This is a genomic window from Microbacterium sp. CFBP 8801 (genome assembly GCF_014839455.1).
In the GTDB taxonomy this organism is placed as follows: domain Bacteria; phylum Actinomycetota; class Actinomycetes; order Actinomycetales; family Microbacteriaceae; genus Microbacterium.
In genome coordinates, this window is record NZ_JACYNU010000008.1 from 156,343 (window position 1) to 171,979 (window position 15,637).

Consider the following 15,637-nt stretch of genomic DNA (forward strand, 5'->3'; position numbering starts at 1 on the left):
TCGCGGCGGGGACCCCGGCCACGGGGGCGCTCACGCCTCCACCGCCGCGGGGGTGTGCAGGATCTCGCGGCCCTCACGCTCGGTCACGGCGGCGCCGCGGCGGTACACCGACTCACCGCGCAGCCAGGTCTCGCGTACGACGCCGGTGAGGGTCTTGCCGTGCCACGGCGTCACGGGGTTGCGGTACTCCAGCGCCGCGGCATCGACCACGAAGGTCTCGTCGGGAGCGAAGGCGACGAGGTGAGCCGGCGCTCCCGGTTCGATGACGCCGAGCCCCTCGAGGCCCGCGATACGCGCGGGGCCCGTCGTGAGCAACGGCAGGAGGCTCTCGAAGGCCAGCCCGCGCTCGCGGGCGGTGGTGTGCACAGCCGACAGGCCGGTCTGCAGCCCCGCGATGCCGCCCCAGGCGAGGCCGAAGTCGGGATTGCCCTTCAGCTCGACGGTGGACGGCGAATGGTCGCTGACGATCGCGTCGATGGTGCCGTCGATGACCCCCGCCCACAGCAGGTCGCGATTGGCGCCGCCGCGGATCGGCGGGCAGCACTTGAACGCCCCCGCACCGTCGGGCACGTCTTCGGCCTCGAGGGTCAGGTAGTGCGGACACGTCTCGACCGTGAGGCGCACGCCCTCGGCCTTCGCCGCCCGCACGTCGTCGAGCGCGCCGCCGTCGGAGACGTGCACGATGTGCGCGCGGGCGCCCGTGCGGCGTGCGGCGTCGATCACCCGGCGGATCGCGGCCCGTTCGCTGAGCGGGGGGCGACTGGCCTCGAAGTCGCTGTAGCGGGGCCCGAGTGCGCCCTCGGGGTGCAGGTGCGCGGGGTCTTCGGCGTGCACGATGAGCAGGCCGTCGAACTCGGCGAGTTCGGCGAGGCACCGCTCGAGCTGGTCGGTGTCGAGGTGTCCGAACTCGTCGATGCCGCTCGGCGACAGGAAGCACTTGAACCCGACGACGCCGGCCTCGGAGAGCGTGCGCAGCGTTCCGAGGTTCTCGGGGACGGCGCCGCCCCAGTACGCCACGTCGACGGCGAGCTTTCCCGCCGCGGCCCGGCGCTTGGCATCCAGAGCTTCGGGGGTGGTGGTGACGGGCAGGCTGTTCAGCGGCATGTCGACCACCGTCGTGACCCCACCGGCCGCCGCGGCGGCGGTGCCCGTCGCGAACCCCTCCCACTCGGTGCGGCCCGGTTCGTCGAGATGCACGTGCGAGTCGACGAGCCCGGGCAGCAGCACCGCGTCGCCGGGCAGCACGGTGGCGGCGGCGGCGTCGAAGGGCTCGACGGCGGTGATCACGCCGTCGTCGATCACGACGGTGGCGGGGCTGAAGGCGCCGTCGAGGTAGACCCGTCGGGCGGCGATCCGTGTGCTCATGTCGTTCACGCTAGGCGCCCCGCATTTCCTGAATGTAACCGTCATCAACATTCATGCGAAAACCGCGAAATCGCCCGCGTGGGGAGAAGGGGCGGGGACCGACCCCGCCGCGCCGTCCGCCGCCATACCGGGGCGCTCGCCGTGCACCGGGGCGTCCACGGACCGCCCCGGTGCATGGAACGCGCCCCGTTCGCGGCTGCCCGCGCCACCCGACACCCCCGCGGGGCGGGGCTCCCGCGGCGGCCGCGCGTACTCATCGCGTTTGCTGGTTCGAAGCCCCATGCGCACCATCCCGGATGCCATGCCCACAGCCGCCGCGACCCCGTCGACGACCGGCACCCCGATGCGCGCCGTGAGTTCCGCGCAGAGATCGGCCATGCCGGCGCAGCCGAGCACGATGACGTCGGCGCCGGCGGCCGCGGCACGGGCACCGTACCGCTCGATGGTCGTGACCGCCTCGGACCCCGTGTCCTCGAGATCGAGCACCGGAATGCCGGTCGCCGCCAGTGACACGCAGGCGCGCTCCATGCCGTACCGGGCGACGAGGTCTTCGGCACGGCCCAGCGTGCGGCTGAGTGTGGTCACGACCCCGAAATGCCGACCCGACACCGCCGCCAGATGCATCGCCGCCTCGGCGATGCCGACCACCGGGACTTCCACGATCTCGCGCGCCGCATCGAGGCCCGGGTCGCCGAAGCACGCGATGACGTACGCGTCGGCCGGGTCGTGGCCGTCGCGATCGGCCGCGATCGCCTCGACGACGGCCGCCGCCGCGGCGATCTCGTCGGTGTGGCTCTCGATCGCGTCGGCTCCGGTGGCGGGACACACGGCCTCGATGAGCACGTCGGGTCCCGCCACCTCCCGGGCGGCGTCGGCGATCTTCTCGGTCATCGCCCGGGAGGTGTTGGGGTTGATCAGCAGGATCCTCACGCGAGCGCCTCGCGGGAGGGGCCGGCGGTCGGTCGTCGGAGCACTGACGCGGGGGTCGCGGCATCCGGAACCTCGTTCGCGAGCACCGGCGCCGAGTCCGGCGCGGCCGCAGCGTTCTGCGCGAGCGCCACACCCGACGCCGACGCTGCGGTCCCGGCATCCGGAACCGTCTGCGCGAGCACCGGAGCCTCGGATGCCGCGACCTCGGCGACCGCGTCGACGGTGCCGTCGGAGATGCCCTCCGTCTCGCCCTCGAACGTCGGGATGCGGGGGTCGCGACGCTCGAACAGCAGGAACAGCACGTAGCCCAGGCCGCAGCCGATGAACCAGCTGTAGTCGCTGATCCACGAGACGTTGAAGAGGGCCAGATCGGCGAACAGCTTCGGGAAGATCCCGATCGCGACCGTCGGAACACCCGCGGCGATGACCGCCTTGACCGCGTTCGGGTTGAAGCCGTTGCGGTACCAATAGGGGCCGGCGGTGTCCATCGTGAACATCGCATCGACCTTCACGCGCTGGCGGGCGGCGATGTAGTACCCGGCGATCAGGATGCCGAAGAGCGGACCGATCAGGGCGCCCAGCACGCCGAGCGAGTAGTGGATGGCGTCGGCGTTGGAGTACCAGTTCCAGGGCATGAGGAACGTCGAACCGACGGCGGCGATCATGCCGCCCGCGCGCCATGAGATCTTCTTCGGGGCGACGTTGGAGAAGTCGAACGCGGGCGAGATGAAGTTGGCGACGATGTTGATGCCCACCGTGGCGGTGACGAAGGTCAGGCCGCCGAGGAGGATCGCGAAGGGGGTGTCGATGCGCTCGACCGTCGCGATCGGGTCGGTGATGAGCGAGCCGAACACCGGCACGGTCGCCGAGGCGGTGATGACGGTCAGCAGCGAGAAGAAGAGGAAGTTGATCGGCAGACCCCAGAAGTTGCCCTTCTTCACCGCGGCGAAGCTCTTGCCGTAGCGGGCGAAGTCCCCGAAGTTCAGCATCGGGCCCGAGAAGTACGACACCACGAGCGCGACCGCGGCGAACATCACGGGGATCGAGGCCCAGAAGTCGAGCTGGGTCGTCGAGAGGGTGAACGAGATGTTCTGGATGCCGGCCTGCGAGACGAGGTAGATCGCCAGCACGATCATCACGAGGTAGACCGCCGGCCCCGCCCAGTCGATGAAGCGGCGGATGACCTCCATGCCGTTCCAGAACAGCAGGAACTGCGCCGTCCACAGAATGGCGTACGAGATCCAGCCCAGGGCAGACAGACCCGCGAACGACACGTCGAGCAGGGCCGCGGAGCCGGGGATGAACTTCAGGAACACGATGTTCAGCGACTCGGCCGCGAGGAACGTCTGCACGCCGTACCAGGCGATGGCGATGAGGCCGCGGATGATCGCGGGGATGTTCGCGCCCCGGATGCCGAAGACCACGCGGTTGATCACGGGGTAGGGCACGCCCGTCTTCTGGCTGGGCTTGGCGACCAGGTTGGCGAAGATCTGCACGATGACGATGCCGGCGATCAGCGCCACCAGCACCTGCCACGACTGCAGTCCGAGCGCGAAGAGCGAGCCCGCGGTGACGTAGCCGCCGACGGAGTGCACGTCGCTCATCCAGAACGCGAAGATGTTGTAGCTCGACCACTTCTGCTTGCGAAGCGGCGCGAGGTCCTCGTTGGCGAGACGGTCGTCGTAGTGCGGCTTCATGTTGCCCCCGCCGTGGGGGTGGCCGGCGGCCTCCACGAGATCGTGGGGGCCGGTGAGCGGCGTCGTGGTCATGTCATTCCTCTCAGGACGATGGATGCCACGACGTGGAGTCCGCGGCCGGAGTGGACCTCTGATGTGAAGTTATGGGTTCACATCGTGCGCTGGGTTTCGCTCATGTAACAGACATGTGAAGTCAGGTCTTCACGAGCGAGGCGTCCTTAGACTCGGGGCATGACGCAGCCCGCCGCCGTTGACGACGCCCGCGCCACGCCCACCGCCGCCCGCACCGACGTCGCGCCCACGACGGACGCGGGAGTACCCGCCGAGGCATCCGTCGGCGGACGCATCCGCGACCTGCGCCAGTCCCGCGGCATCTCCGCACGCGCTCTCGCGAAGACCCTCGGCATCTCCCCCAGCGCCGTCTCTCAGATCGAGCGGGGAGTGATGCAGCCGAGCGTCTCGCGCCTCATCGCCATCACCGACGCCCTCGGGGTTCCGCTCGTGGCGGCCTTCGACCCGGCATCCGACCGCCCCGTCGAACCCGCCGGCCCCTCGGGATTCACGCTGCAGCGCGCGGGGCAGACGCCCGACATCGTGCTCGACAGCGGGGTGTCGTTCCGCCGCCTCACCCCCGGTTCGTCACCGGGCATCGACTACTTCGAATCGATCTACCCGCCCGGAGCCGCCGCCCACGGCGCCGACGGCCTCTTCCATCACGAGGGGTACGAGGTCGGCACGGTCGTGGCGGGCGAGCTCACCATCGACTTCGAGGCCGAGCGCGTGATCCTGCGCGCCGGCGACGCGATCAGCTACCCCTGCTCGGTCCCCCACCGCCTGCACAACACCGGCGACGCGGATGCCGTGGCGCACTGGCTGATCGTGCACGGCTGAGTCCGCCGCGCGGCCGGGCGCGGCCGGGTCGGGTTCGGGCGCGGCCGGGTGGGGTCCGGGGCGCGATGCGTGCACCGGGGCGGTCGTTGCGCGCCCCGGTGCACGGAACGCGCCCCGCAGCGGGGCGTCCGACCCGCGCCTCCGCCACCGGAATGTTCCCCACAGCAACATCGCCGACACATCGCGCCACAGCCCCGTAACGCAGCACCCCTAACCTGGCCGACATGCACCTGCACGACTTCCATGCCCTCGACGACGCGGATGCCACGGCGGTCGTCCGCGTCTGGGCCGACGTACCCGGCTGGGTCGCCGCCGTCGTCGAGGGCCGCCCGTACGCGAGCGTCGACGCCCTCGCCGCCTACGCCGCCGACCTCGCCGCAACGTGGTCGCCCGCCGACCTCGAGGCCGCCCTGCACGCTCACCCCCGCATCGGGGCGAACGTCTCCGGCGACGGCGCCGAGGCCGCGGCATCCCGTCGCGAACAGGGCTCGATGGCCGCCGCCGCCGATGACGACGTCGCCGCGATCGCCGCCGGCAACGCCGCGTACGAGCAGCGCTTCGGCCGCGTCTTCCTCATCCGCGCCGCCGGCCGCACCCCGGGCGAGCTGCGGGCCGAGCTCGAGCGCCGCCTCGGCAGCGACCCCGACAGCGAGACCATCGAAGCCACGCGCCAGCTCGCCGAGATCGCCCTGCTGCGCCTGCGCACGACCTTCGCCGACGACGCCCCCACCGAACCGGAGGCCGCCGAATGAGCCACCTCACCACCCACATCCTGGATGCCACGGCCGGCACCCCGGCAGCCGGTGTCGCCGTGACGCTGGCCCATCTCGACGGCGCGACGATCGACGCGGCCGAGACCGACGCCGACGGCCGCCTCTCCCTCGGGCCCGACCGCCTCGACGACGGCGACTACAGCCTGACCTTCGCCACCGGCGCGTACTTCCGCGGCCGGGGTGTGGCGTCGTTCCACCCCGTGGTCGCCGTCGCCTTCACTGTGTCGGGGGAGGCCCACCTGCACGCGCCGCTGCTGTTGAGCCCGTTCGCCTACTCGACCTACCGCGGCAGCTGAGGAGCACCATGAGAGTCATCGTCATCGGCGCCGGCGTCGGCGGCACCTCGGCCGCCCTCGCCCTGCAGAAGCTCGGCCACGACGTCGTCGTCTACGACCGCATGCGCGAGAACCGTCCGGTCGGAGCAGCCCTGTCGCTGTGGTCCAACGGCGTCAAGGTGCTCAACTGGCTCGGCCTCGGACCCCAGGTCGCCGCCCTCGGCGGGCAGATGGACGACATGGCCTACTACGACGGCCACACCGGAGACGAGCTCTGCCGCTTCAGCCTCGCCCCCGTCACCACCCAGACCGGTCAGCGTCCGTACCCGGTCGCGCGCGCCGACCTGCAGCAGCTGATGATGGATGCCGTGGGCCCGGCGAACATCCGCCTCGGCCGTCAACTGGTCGGGGTGTCCGACGACGGCGAGACGGTGACGGCCACGTTCGCCGACGGGACCACCGACACCGCCGACCTGCTCATCGGCGCCGACGGGGCGCGCTCGATCGTGCGGGACTACGTCACCGAGCCCACCGGCATCCGCCCCGAACGCTCGTACTCGGGCTACGTCAACTACAACGGCCTCGTCGCCGCCGATGAGCGCATCGGGCCCCTCGACCAGTGGACGACCTACGTCGGCGACGGCAAACGGTGCGCCGTCATGCCCGTCGCCGGCGACCGCTTCTACTTCTTCGTCGATGTGCCCGGGCCTTCGGGCGTGGTCGAAGACCGCATGTCGGCTCTCGAGGCCGCGTTCGGCTCGTGGGGCGCCCCCGGGGTGCGCGCGCTCCTCGACGGCATCGACGCCGACGAGTCCCTGAACCGCGTGGAGATCTGGGACATCGACCCGTTCGACACCTGGGTGCGCGGTCGCGTGGCCATCCTCGGCGACGCGGCGCACAACACCGCCCCCGACATCGGTCAGGGCGCCTGCTCTGCCCTGGAAGACAGCTTCGCCCTGGGCATCGTGTTCGCGACCTCGACCCTCGGCGTGGAGGACGCGTTGAAGCGGTACGAGCGCATCCGCACCGAGCGGGCGGGCGACCTGGTGCTGCGCGCCCGCAGGCGCGCCCACGAGACGCACGCCTTCGACATCGACGCGACCCAGGCCTGGTACGACGGCCTGCGCCGTGAGGACGGCACGGGCGTCATCCGCGGCATCGTCGGCAACATCGAGGGCAGCCCGGTGGAACTCGGGGCGAGCGTGCTGGGCTGAGCCTCGCCGCGACCTCGTCCCGCTTTCGGCTGTCTAGGAGTCGCGCAGGCAGCCGTTTCGGGGACACGGTCCACCAATAGCGGGACGTCGATTCGCCGCCGACGCCCGCGACCTCGTCCCACTTTCGGCGGCCTGGGAGCCGCGCAGGCAGCCACTTCTGGAACACGGTCCGCCAAAAGCGGGACACGGTCCGCGCGGACGAGACGCGGAGCCGAACCGGGCGTGTGACCTCGCGTGACGGCGGGACGGGGACGAGCGCGGAGGGCCGTGGCACCGTGGGACCGACGCACACCGACCCCGCACTGCCTTCGGGAGGCACCATGTCCGAGTACTTCGACCGCACCGCCGACAAGACCTACACCAAGGTCTACAAGGCCGAGACGCCCGACATCCTCGCCGCGTTCGCCGCCTTCGACCAGGCCGTCTTCGCTCCCGAGGGGCGCGCGATCCCGCTGAAGTACCGCGAGCTGATCGCGCTGGCGGTGGGCATCACGACGCAGTGCGTGTACTGCATCGACGGGCACTCGCAGAACGCCGTGAAGGCCGGCGCGACCGAGGCCGAGCTCGCCGAGGCGGCGTGGGTCGCCACCGCCATCCGCGCCGGCGGCGGCTACGCGCACGGACGCCTGGCGTTCAAACTCGCCGACGACGCCCGTCCCGACCACCAGCACTGACCCGCGCCGTGGCCGACGTATCCCCCCTCGAGGCCGAGGCGCTCGAGTTCATCCGCGCCCTGATCCGCATTGACAGCGTCAACACGGGTGAGGCCGCGACCATCGGCGACGGCGAGACCCGGGCCGCCCTGTTCGTGCAGGAGCAGCTGCGCGACGCCGGGTACGACACGACGCTGGTCGAGCCGGTGCCGGGACGCGCGAGCGTGATCGCGCGTCTGGCGGGGTCGGATCCGGATGCCGGAGCACTCGTCGCCCACGCCCATCTCGACGTCGTGCCCGTCGAGGCCGAGAACTGGACGCACCCGCCCTTCGGGGCCGAGATCCACGACGGCGTCCTGTACGGCCGAGGGGCCGTCGACATGAAGAACTTCGCCGGGATGCTGCTCGCGATCGCCCGCGCCTTCCGCCGCGACGGCATCGTGCCGCGGCGCGACCTGATCTTCGCGTTCTTCGCCGACGAAGAGGCCGGGGGCGTCTGGGGCGCACGGTGGATCGTCGACAACCGCCCCGAGCTGTTCGCCGGAGCGACCGAAGCGCTCAGCGAAGTGGGCGGCTTCTCGCTGCCGCTGCCCGACGACCGCCGCGCCTACCTCGTCGCCACCGCCGAGAAGGGCGTCACCTGGGCCACCCTCACCGCGCGCGGCCACGCGGCCCACGGCTCGCGGCCCACCGCCGACAACGCCATCGTGCGGCTGTCGCGGGCGGTCGCCGCCGTCGGCGCGCACCGCTTCCCCCTCGTGCGCACGGCCACCCTCGAGCGTTTCCTCGAGGTCTACGGACGTGCCAGCGGTCGTCCCTTCGACGGCGCCGACCTCGACGACGATCTCGAGCGGCTGGGTTTCGCCGCCTCGCTGATCGGCGCGAGCACCCGCTCCACGGCCTCGCCCACCGTGCTCGAGGCGGGCACGAAGACGAACGTCATCCCCTCGTCGGCCTCGGCGCGCCTCGACATCCGCGTGCTGCCCGGGCAGGACGACGCCCTGCGCGACGAGCTCACGGCGCTCGTCGGACCCGACATCGAGATCGCGTGGGGACGCGCGGTGCACGCGATCGAGTCGCCCGTCGACGCGCGGCTCGTCGACGTGCTGCAGGACGCCATCACCGCGGAGGACCCCGAGGGCACGGTCGTGCCGTACCTGCTGCCGGCCAGCACCGACAACAAGCACCTCGCGCACCTCGGCATCCGGGGCTACGGTTTCGTGCCGTTGCGGGTGCCCGCCGACTTCGACGTGTTCGGGCAGTTCCACGCCGCCGACGAGTGCGTGCCCGTCGACGCCCTGCACTTCGGCACGCGGGTGACGGCTCGGATCCTGCGGGAGGCGTGAGGCCGGGCTGGCGGCCGCGAGTCGCCGCAGCGCCCCCGCTGCGGCGTGCCGAACTCCTGAGGAACCGGACGCCGAGGCCGACTCCGCCGCGGAAGGCCGCGCCGCGCGCCGCGCCGCCGTCGCGATCCTCAGGAGTTCGGCCCGCACCGGCCCGGTAATCCAGCCCGCCCCCGGCCTGTCCCCGCCGTACCTCGACGAGCCGTCACGCGCCAGCCTGTTACCCCGCGTGGCGCGGGGTTGCGGTGCGTATCGGGGCATTGCGGCGTGTGAAACCGCGCCGCACGCGCCCTCCGACCCCGTCATAGCGTTTCGGTCACCCACCGGCGTCCCCGCCGGTCCGGAGTCCGAGGAGCACCCATGACCACCACCGCGCCGGCGTCTGCCGCCCGCCCGATCGCCGAGCCCGCCGGCGCGCCCGCCGCCGCCCGCATCGACCTCGGCACGATTGCCGTCGTCCCCACGCGTCACTGGTGGCGCTGGATCTTCAGCGCGCTGCTGGTGTTCGTCGTCGCGCAGTTCGCGTGGAGCCTCGTCACGAACGACCGCTACATGTGGGACACCTTCGCGCAGTACTTCTTCTCGGAGCCCGTGCTCATCGGCATCGGTTACACGCTCTCGCTCACCGCCATCTCGACGGTCGTGGGGTTCACGCTCGGCACGGTCCTCGCCCTCGGCCGCCTGTCGGCGTCGCCACTGCTCAACGCCGCGGCGTGGGGCTACATCTGGTTCTTCCGCTCGGTGCCCCTCGTGGTGCAGATCATCGTCTGGTACAACCTCGGCTACCTGTACCCGACGCTGGGCCTGGGCACCCCGTTCACCACCGACTTCTGGATCGTGGAGTTCCCGACGGTGCAGCTGGTCAGCGCGTTCGCGGCGGCGATCCTGGGGCTGGGTCTTCATCAGGCGGCCTACTCGGCCGAGATCATCCGCGGCGGTCTCGTCTCGGTCGACCCCGGTCAGCACGAGGCGGCGGCGGCGTTGGGCATCCCGGCATCCCGTCGGCTGTTCCGCATCATCCTCCCGCAGGCCATGCGCTCGATCGTGCCCAACGCCACGAACGAGGTGATCGGTCTGGTGAAGGGCGCGTCGGTGGTCTTCGTGATCGCCATCCCCGAGCTCTTCTACGCGGTGCAGGTCATCTACAACCGCAACAGCCGGGTGATCCCGCTGCTGCTGGTGGCGGTGGTCTGGTACACGCTCATCACGACGATCCTCAGCGTCGCCCAGTACTACATCGAGCGCCACTACGCCCGGGGCGCGGCTCGGGCCCTGCCGCCGACCCCGGTGCAGCGGGCGCGCACCTGGGCCGGCGTCCAGTGGGCGCGCCTCGGCGACACCCCGGCGCCGCCGGGGCGAACGGATGCCACCGAGCCCGCCGCGACGTCGACGGGGGGCCGCGCATGACCGCCGTCACCGCGACGCGCGGGCTCGTCGAGATCCATAACGTGCACAAGAGCTTCCACGGCGTCGAAGTGCTCAACGGCATCGACCTCACGGTCGAGCCCGGCGAGGTCGTGGCGCTGCTCGGACCCAGCGGTTCCGGCAAGTCGACGCTGCTGCGCACGATCAACCACCTCGAGACGGTGGATGCCGGCTCGATCACGGTCGACGGCGAGTTCATCGGTTACGAGCTGCGCCACGGCAGGCTGCACGAGTTGCACGAGCGCGAGGTGCTGCAGCGGCGGACGCGGGTGGGGATCGTGTTCCAGAACTTCCACCTCTTCCCCCACCTCACCGCGCTCGAGAACATCACCGAGGCGCCCCTGGCCCTGAAACGGCTGGGGAGAGACGAGGCGCGCGGGCTCGGCCGGAGCCTGCTCGACCGGGTCGGTCTCGCCGACAAGGCCGACGCCTACCCGAGGCAGCTCTCGGGCGGCCAGCAGCAGCGCGTCGCCATCGCTCGAGCGCTGGCCCTCACACCTCAGGTGCTGCTCTTCGACGAACCCACGAGCGCGCTCGATCCGGAACTCGTCGGCGAGGTGCTCGACGTCATCCGCGACCTCGCGAAGCTCGGCACCACGCTGGTGATCGTCACGCACGAGATCGGCTTCGCCCGCGAGGTGGCCGATCGCGTCGTGTTCCTCGACCAGGGACGCATCGTCGAACAGGGCACGCCCGACGAGGTGCTGGAACACCCGCGGCACCCGCGGACACGCGAGTTCCTGGCCAAAGTCCTCGGCTGAACCCGGGCCCCGCCCCCCGAGTCGCGTCGCCCGCGCGCTCGCTCCGACCCGTACCCGAAACGCCGTCCGGCGCCCGCCGGAGGCATCGCATCACACCGCCGTCCGTGACGCGACACCGGCGCCACGGCATCCACCCCTCACAAGGAGACACAGCATGGCCCTCAGCAAGAAGCAGAGCATCGCGATCGGCGTGATCGCCGCGGCGGTCGTCGCCGTCGTCGGCGGCGGCGTCGCCCTCGGCATCAACCGCCCGGCCGAAGCGGTCGCGGCGCCGGAGCCCTCGGCATCCGCCCCCGCCGTCGAGTGGGTGCACACCGATCCGATCCCCGACGCCGTCGCCGCGCTCGAAGCCAGCGGCTTCACGCCCATCGAGGCGGGCAAGCTCACCGTCGCCGTCGGAGCCTTCGTGCCGCCGCTCAGCTACGTGCCCGACGGCGAGACGCTGCCCGCCGGCACCGAGCCCAACATCGGCTCGCTCATCGCCGAGAGCCTCGGCCTCGAGTACAACCCCGTCGTGGTGGCGTGGGCGGATTGGCCCCTCGGCATCCAATCGGGCAAGTACGACCTCATCACCTCGAACGTCACCGTGACCGAGGAGCGCAAGGAACTGTACGACTTCGCCAGCTACCGGCAGGACCTGCTCGGCTTCGCCGTGCGCTCCGACAGCGCGATCGAGAAGATCGAGAAGGCCGACGACATCTCGGGCCTCAAGGTCGTCGTGGGCTCGGGCACGAACCAAGAGAAGGTGCTGCTGAGCTGGAACGCCGAGCTGACGGCCGCGGGCAAGGCCCCCGCCGAGCTGAACTACTACGACGACAATGCCGCGGCGACCCTCGCCCTGCAGTCGGGCCGCGTCGACGCGACCTTCGGTCCGAACGCCACCGCCGCGTGGGCAGCGAAAGAGACCGGCGAGACCAAGATCGTCGGGATCGTCCCCGGCGGCTGGCCGCTGCAGGCCGACATCGCCGCGGGCACGAAGAAGGGCAATGGGCTCGTCGAGCCGGTCAACGTCGCGCTCGAGGAGCTCATCCGGAATGGAAAGTACGCCGACGTGTTGAAGGTGTGGAACCTCGAGTCCGAGGGCATCGAGACCTCGCAGATCAACCCGCCCGGACTCCCGAAGTCCTGACCTGAACGCGGCCCGGTCCTCGAGACCGGGCCGCGTTCTCGCTTCCTCGAAGGGATGCCATGACCACCTCGCTCCCCGCCGACCGCGCCGCGGGCGCCGGCGACGCCCTCGCGCCGGCCGAAGCCCCCGCCCTGACCATCCGCCTCGTCGCGCCCGACGAGCACGCGGATGCCGGGCGCCTCACCGCCGACGCCTACCGCCACAGCTACGAGGGGCTCACCGCGGGCTACCTCGCGTCGCTCGCCGACGTTGCGACCCGGGTCGCGCAGGGCGAGGTGTGGGTCGCCCTCGACGGCGACGAGATCGTGGGCACCGTCTGGACACCCCGGCCCGGCGAACGCCTGTCTCCGCTCGCGGTCGAGGGCGAGCTCGACTTCCGTCAGCTCGCTGTTGCGCCGACGGCCCGGGGGCGCGGCGTGGGCGAGGCCCTCACCCGTCACGTGATCGGGCTGGCCCGGGCGCGCGGGGCGGAGCGCGTCGTGATGAACAGCGGCCCCGAGATGCTCGGCGCCCACGCGCTGTACCTCAAGCTCGGCTTCCGCCGGCTGACCGAGCGCGAGCATCCGGTCGAGGTCGAGCCCGGGCGCTTCCTCGATCTGCGGGCGTTCGCGTACGACCTCTGACGGCGCTGGTGCGACCCGCCCCGCACCGTCCGGGGCGGGGTTCGTGCAGCGGGGCGGTCAGTGCCCGCCCCACTGCACGTTTCGCGCCCCGAACCCCCGCGCTCGGGCGGGCCGCCTCGCGCCCGCGCCGATGACGGCGACGTCGAGGGTCTCGTCGGTCACGCGGCCGACGATCCCGCGGCCAGCGGCTTCGCGAAGCACCGCGAGGCGGGGAACCGCACGTAGGGCGGAAAGGTGTCGATGGCGTGGTACCCGATGCGCTCGTACAGCGCGATGGCCTCGGGCTGCCGGTCGCCGGTCTGCAGGATGAGCCGGGACGCGCCCCGGTGCCGGGCGATGCGCTCGAGCTCGGCCATGAGCGCGCGACTCGCCCCCTGCCCGCGGGCGCGGCGATCGACGAAGACGCGCTTGACCTCGAGCTCGCCGCCGAGGGCGCGGAGCGCCGCGTGGCCGACCGGCTCGCCGGACCCGTCGTGCACGAGCAGCACGTCGACGATCGTGGCGGGATCGACCGCGAAGTCCTCGGCCAGCAGGGCGCGCGTGTGGTCATCGAACGCCGCGAACGCGTCGGCGTACCGCGGGGCGATCTCGTCATCCATCGCGGCGCGCAACGCCACCGCACGCTCGTCGTGCCAGTCGACCCGCTCGATCGTCCACGTGCTGTCCACCGCCGTCATCCCGTCAGTATCTCCCCGCTCCTCGCGACTCTCCCCCGGCACCGGAAACCGCGGGTAACACTTCGGCGGGCGCCACTCGCAACGCGGAGTCGGCGACCGTCACCGGGCGTCGAACGTCTTCACACACGTCATCGTGGGGTGGTCCCGTTGCGTCTCGTGACCCCCGGCTTGCACGGCCGCCGCGACCGGCGCAGAGTGTCCCGGTGACCTCCGCATCGCTCCTCGACATCCCCCACGCCGACGCCACCGTCCTCGACAACGCCGCCTGGCACTCCCTGGCCGGCCCGCACTCCTCGTTCGCCATCGGCGGCGACCTCGTCCGCCGGTATCCCGAGGACGTCGCGCCGTTCGTCGCCGTGCGCACGTGGGACGAACCCGAGGTCTGGGACGCCCTGCGCGACCTCGTCGGACCGGGCGCCGACGTCGGCCTGTCGGGCTACGAGGGCGGCTTCCCCGAGGGGTGGGAGTACCTCGGCGGGGGCGAGGGGGTGCAGCTCGTCGAGACCGACGCCCTGCGGACGCGTCCCGATGACGAAGCGATCGAACTGGATGCCGCGGACGCGGCCGACATGATCGCGATCGTCGACCGCAATCAGCCCGGCCCCTTCCGGCCCCGCACCTACGAGCTCGGTCGATACATCGGCATCCGTCGCGAAGGCCGTCTGGTGGCCATGGCCGGCGAGCGCCTCCACCCCACGGGGTGGACCGAGATCAGTGCCGTCGCGGTGGATGCCGATCACCGGCGCCAGGGCCTCGCCTCGCGCCTCGTGCTCGACGTGGCGTTCCACATCCAGCAGCGCGGTGACCGCGCACTGCTGCACGCGGCGGCGACGAACGTCGGTGCGATCGCGGCGTACGAGCGCCTGGGTTTCGCGCTGCGGCGGCGGAACCGGTTCGTCTCGGTGCGGACGCCGGCGTGACCCGCGCGCTCCGCTCCCTCGGCTTCCTCACCATCGGCCTCTTCGACCGCGACGACCCGCGCGCCGGGCACGAGACCACCCTGTCGATCATCGAGCGCGGCGAGCGCCTCGGCTTCGACAGTGCGTGGCTGCGTGATCGGCACCTGCAGTACGGCCTGTCCTCCCCCGTCGCGGTGCTCGCCGCGGCATCCCAGCGCACGAGTCGCATCCGGCTCGGAACCGCGGTCATCCCGCTCGGCTACGAGAACCCGTTCCGCCTCGCCGAAGACCTGGCCACCGTCGACGTGCTCAGCGGTGGACGCCTGGAGCCGGGCTTCTCGGTGGGTCCGCCGCGCCGGCTCGACGAGATCGCCGCCGCGCTGTACCCCGACACGTCCGACCACGAGGACTTCGGGTACGGGCGCCTCGCGCGGCTCCGCCGCTTCCTCGCAGGCGAGGCCGTCAGCCCGTTCGCAGGCACCGAGGGCATCGAGGAATACTCCGAGCGGATCGAACCGCACTCCGCGGGTCTCGCCGACCGGCTCTGGTACGGCGCCGGGAGCCCCACCTCGACGACCTGGGCGGCCGAGAACGACTTCCACCTGCTCACCAGCAGCGTCATCCAATCGACGACGTCGACCGACTTCGACACCGAGCAGTACGCGCAGATCCGCCTGTACCGCGACACGCACGCCGACGGCGAGAACGCCCGCGTGTCACAGGGTCTCGTGGTGGTCCCCACCGACACCGCCACCCCCGACCAGCGTCGGCGATACGAGGCCTACGCCGAGTCGCGGCGCGGACGCGTCGGCATCCCCCAGGGTCCCCGCGGGCTGCTGTTCGCCGCCGACCTCGTCGGCACCTCGGAGCAGATCGCCGAACAGCTGCAGGCGACGGCGTCGTTCGCCGAGATCGACGAGGTGGCCTTCGCCCTGCCGTTCGACCTCGCACCCGACGACTACGTGCAGATCCTCGAGGACAT

Annotated in this window: 16 protein-coding genes; 12 read left to right on the forward strand and 4 right to left on the reverse strand. The window is 71.7% G+C overall.

Going from position 1 to position 15,637, the window contains the following annotated elements; genetic code table 11:
- Positions 1-30 precede the first annotated feature (30 nt).
- From allB to IFR11_RS11335, 3 genes are read right to left on the reverse strand one after another with little or no spacing between them, the layout of a single operon-like run.
- Entirely contained in the window at positions 31-1,365 is a 1,335-nt protein-coding gene (gene allB / locus IFR11_RS11325) for an allantoinase AllB (protein WP_191916213.1), read from the reverse strand.
- A gap of 51 nt (positions 1,366-1,416) precedes the next feature.
- Positions 1,417-2,295 carry an aspartate/glutamate racemase family protein gene (locus IFR11_RS11330; RefSeq protein WP_342030291.1) on the reverse strand — a complete coding sequence of 293 codons (879 nt, stop codon included), beginning with the start codon at positions 2,293-2,295 and terminating at the stop codon, positions 1,417-1,419.
- Positions 2,292-4,064 carry an NCS1 family nucleobase:cation symporter-1 gene (locus IFR11_RS11335; protein WP_191916214.1) on the reverse strand — a complete coding sequence of 591 codons (1,773 nt, stop codon included), beginning with the start codon at positions 4,062-4,064 and terminating at the stop codon, positions 2,292-2,294. The genes IFR11_RS11330 and IFR11_RS11335 overlap by 4 nt, the downstream gene beginning before the upstream one ends.
- A gap of 159 nt (positions 4,065-4,223) precedes the next feature.
- Here IFR11_RS11335 and IFR11_RS11340 point away from each other — a divergent pair, with 159 nt between their 5' ends.
- The 10 genes from IFR11_RS11340 (at position 4,224) to IFR11_RS11385 (ending at position 13,079) form a co-directional block, all read left to right on the forward strand.
- Complete coding sequence (locus tag IFR11_RS11340) at positions 4,224-4,883, forward strand: helix-turn-helix domain-containing protein (RefSeq protein WP_055832035.1); 660 nt, start codon at positions 4,224-4,226, stop codon at positions 4,881-4,883.
- A gap of 224 nt (positions 4,884-5,107) precedes the next feature.
- The gene (gene uraD / locus IFR11_RS11345; protein ID WP_191916215.1) at positions 5,108-5,635 is read left to right on the forward strand and encodes a 2-oxo-4-hydroxy-4-carboxy-5-ureidoimidazoline decarboxylase; all 528 of its coding nucleotides are present in this window, start codon (positions 5,108-5,110) and stop codon (positions 5,633-5,635) included.
- On the forward strand, positions 5,632-5,952 hold the full coding sequence (gene uraH, locus IFR11_RS11350; protein ID WP_191916216.1) for a hydroxyisourate hydrolase: 321 nt from the start codon (positions 5,632-5,634) through the stop codon (positions 5,950-5,952). The genes uraD and uraH overlap by 4 nt, the downstream gene beginning before the upstream one ends.
- Before the next feature lie 8 nt (positions 5,953-5,960).
- Positions 5,961-7,145 (forward strand): FAD-dependent urate hydroxylase HpxO, encoded by a 1,185-nt coding sequence (gene hpxO, locus IFR11_RS11355; RefSeq protein ID WP_191916217.1) that lies wholly within the window; start codon positions 5,961-5,963, stop codon positions 7,143-7,145.
- A 320-nt stretch (positions 7,146-7,465) separates the two neighbouring features.
- Positions 7,466-7,819 (forward strand): carboxymuconolactone decarboxylase family protein, encoded by a 354-nt coding sequence (locus IFR11_RS11360; RefSeq protein WP_055935442.1) that lies wholly within the window; start codon positions 7,466-7,468, stop codon positions 7,817-7,819.
- Positions 7,820-7,827: 8 nt separating this feature from the next.
- A complete protein-coding gene (locus IFR11_RS11365; protein WP_191916218.1) occupies positions 7,828-9,144 on the forward strand; it encodes a M20/M25/M40 family metallo-hydrolase in 1,317 nt (438 codons plus the stop codon).
- Positions 9,145-9,501: 357 nt separating this feature from the next.
- Complete coding sequence (locus IFR11_RS11370) at positions 9,502-10,548, forward strand: amino acid ABC transporter permease (protein WP_191916219.1); 1,047 nt, start codon at positions 9,502-9,504, stop codon at positions 10,546-10,548.
- Positions 10,545-11,327 (forward strand): amino acid ABC transporter ATP-binding protein, encoded by a 783-nt coding sequence (locus IFR11_RS11375; RefSeq protein WP_191916220.1) that lies wholly within the window; start codon positions 10,545-10,547, stop codon positions 11,325-11,327. The genes IFR11_RS11370 and IFR11_RS11375 overlap by 4 nt, the downstream gene beginning before the upstream one ends.
- Before the next feature lie 154 nt (positions 11,328-11,481).
- Positions 11,482-12,456: an ABC transporter substrate-binding protein gene (locus IFR11_RS11380; RefSeq protein ID WP_191916221.1), complete on the forward strand. Its 975-nt coding sequence runs from the start codon at positions 11,482-11,484 to the stop codon at positions 12,454-12,456.
- Positions 12,457-12,515: 59 nt separating this feature from the next.
- Positions 12,516-13,079, forward strand: coding sequence for a GNAT family N-acetyltransferase (locus IFR11_RS11385; RefSeq protein WP_191916222.1), 564 nt, complete (start codon positions 12,516-12,518; stop codon positions 13,077-13,079).
- 158 nt (positions 13,080-13,237) lie between these two features.
- Here IFR11_RS11385 and IFR11_RS11390 read toward each other — a convergent pair whose 3' ends face one another.
- Positions 13,238-13,756: a GNAT family N-acetyltransferase gene (locus IFR11_RS11390; RefSeq protein WP_191916223.1), complete on the reverse strand. Its 519-nt coding sequence runs from the start codon at positions 13,754-13,756 to the stop codon at positions 13,238-13,240.
- A 203-nt stretch (positions 13,757-13,959) separates the two neighbouring features.
- On the opposite strand from IFR11_RS11390, the gene IFR11_RS11395 reads away from it, so the two are divergent.
- Both IFR11_RS11395 and IFR11_RS11400 read left to right on the forward strand, forming a co-directional pair.
- The gene (locus IFR11_RS11395; protein ID WP_191916224.1) at positions 13,960-14,676 is read left to right on the forward strand and encodes a GNAT family N-acetyltransferase; all 717 of its coding nucleotides are present in this window, start codon (positions 13,960-13,962) and stop codon (positions 14,674-14,676) included.
- Positions 14,673-15,637 (forward strand): LLM class flavin-dependent oxidoreductase (locus tag IFR11_RS11400; RefSeq protein ID WP_191916225.1); only part of this gene is annotated, 965 nt, incomplete at its 3' end. The genes IFR11_RS11395 and IFR11_RS11400, both read left to right, overlap by 4 nt.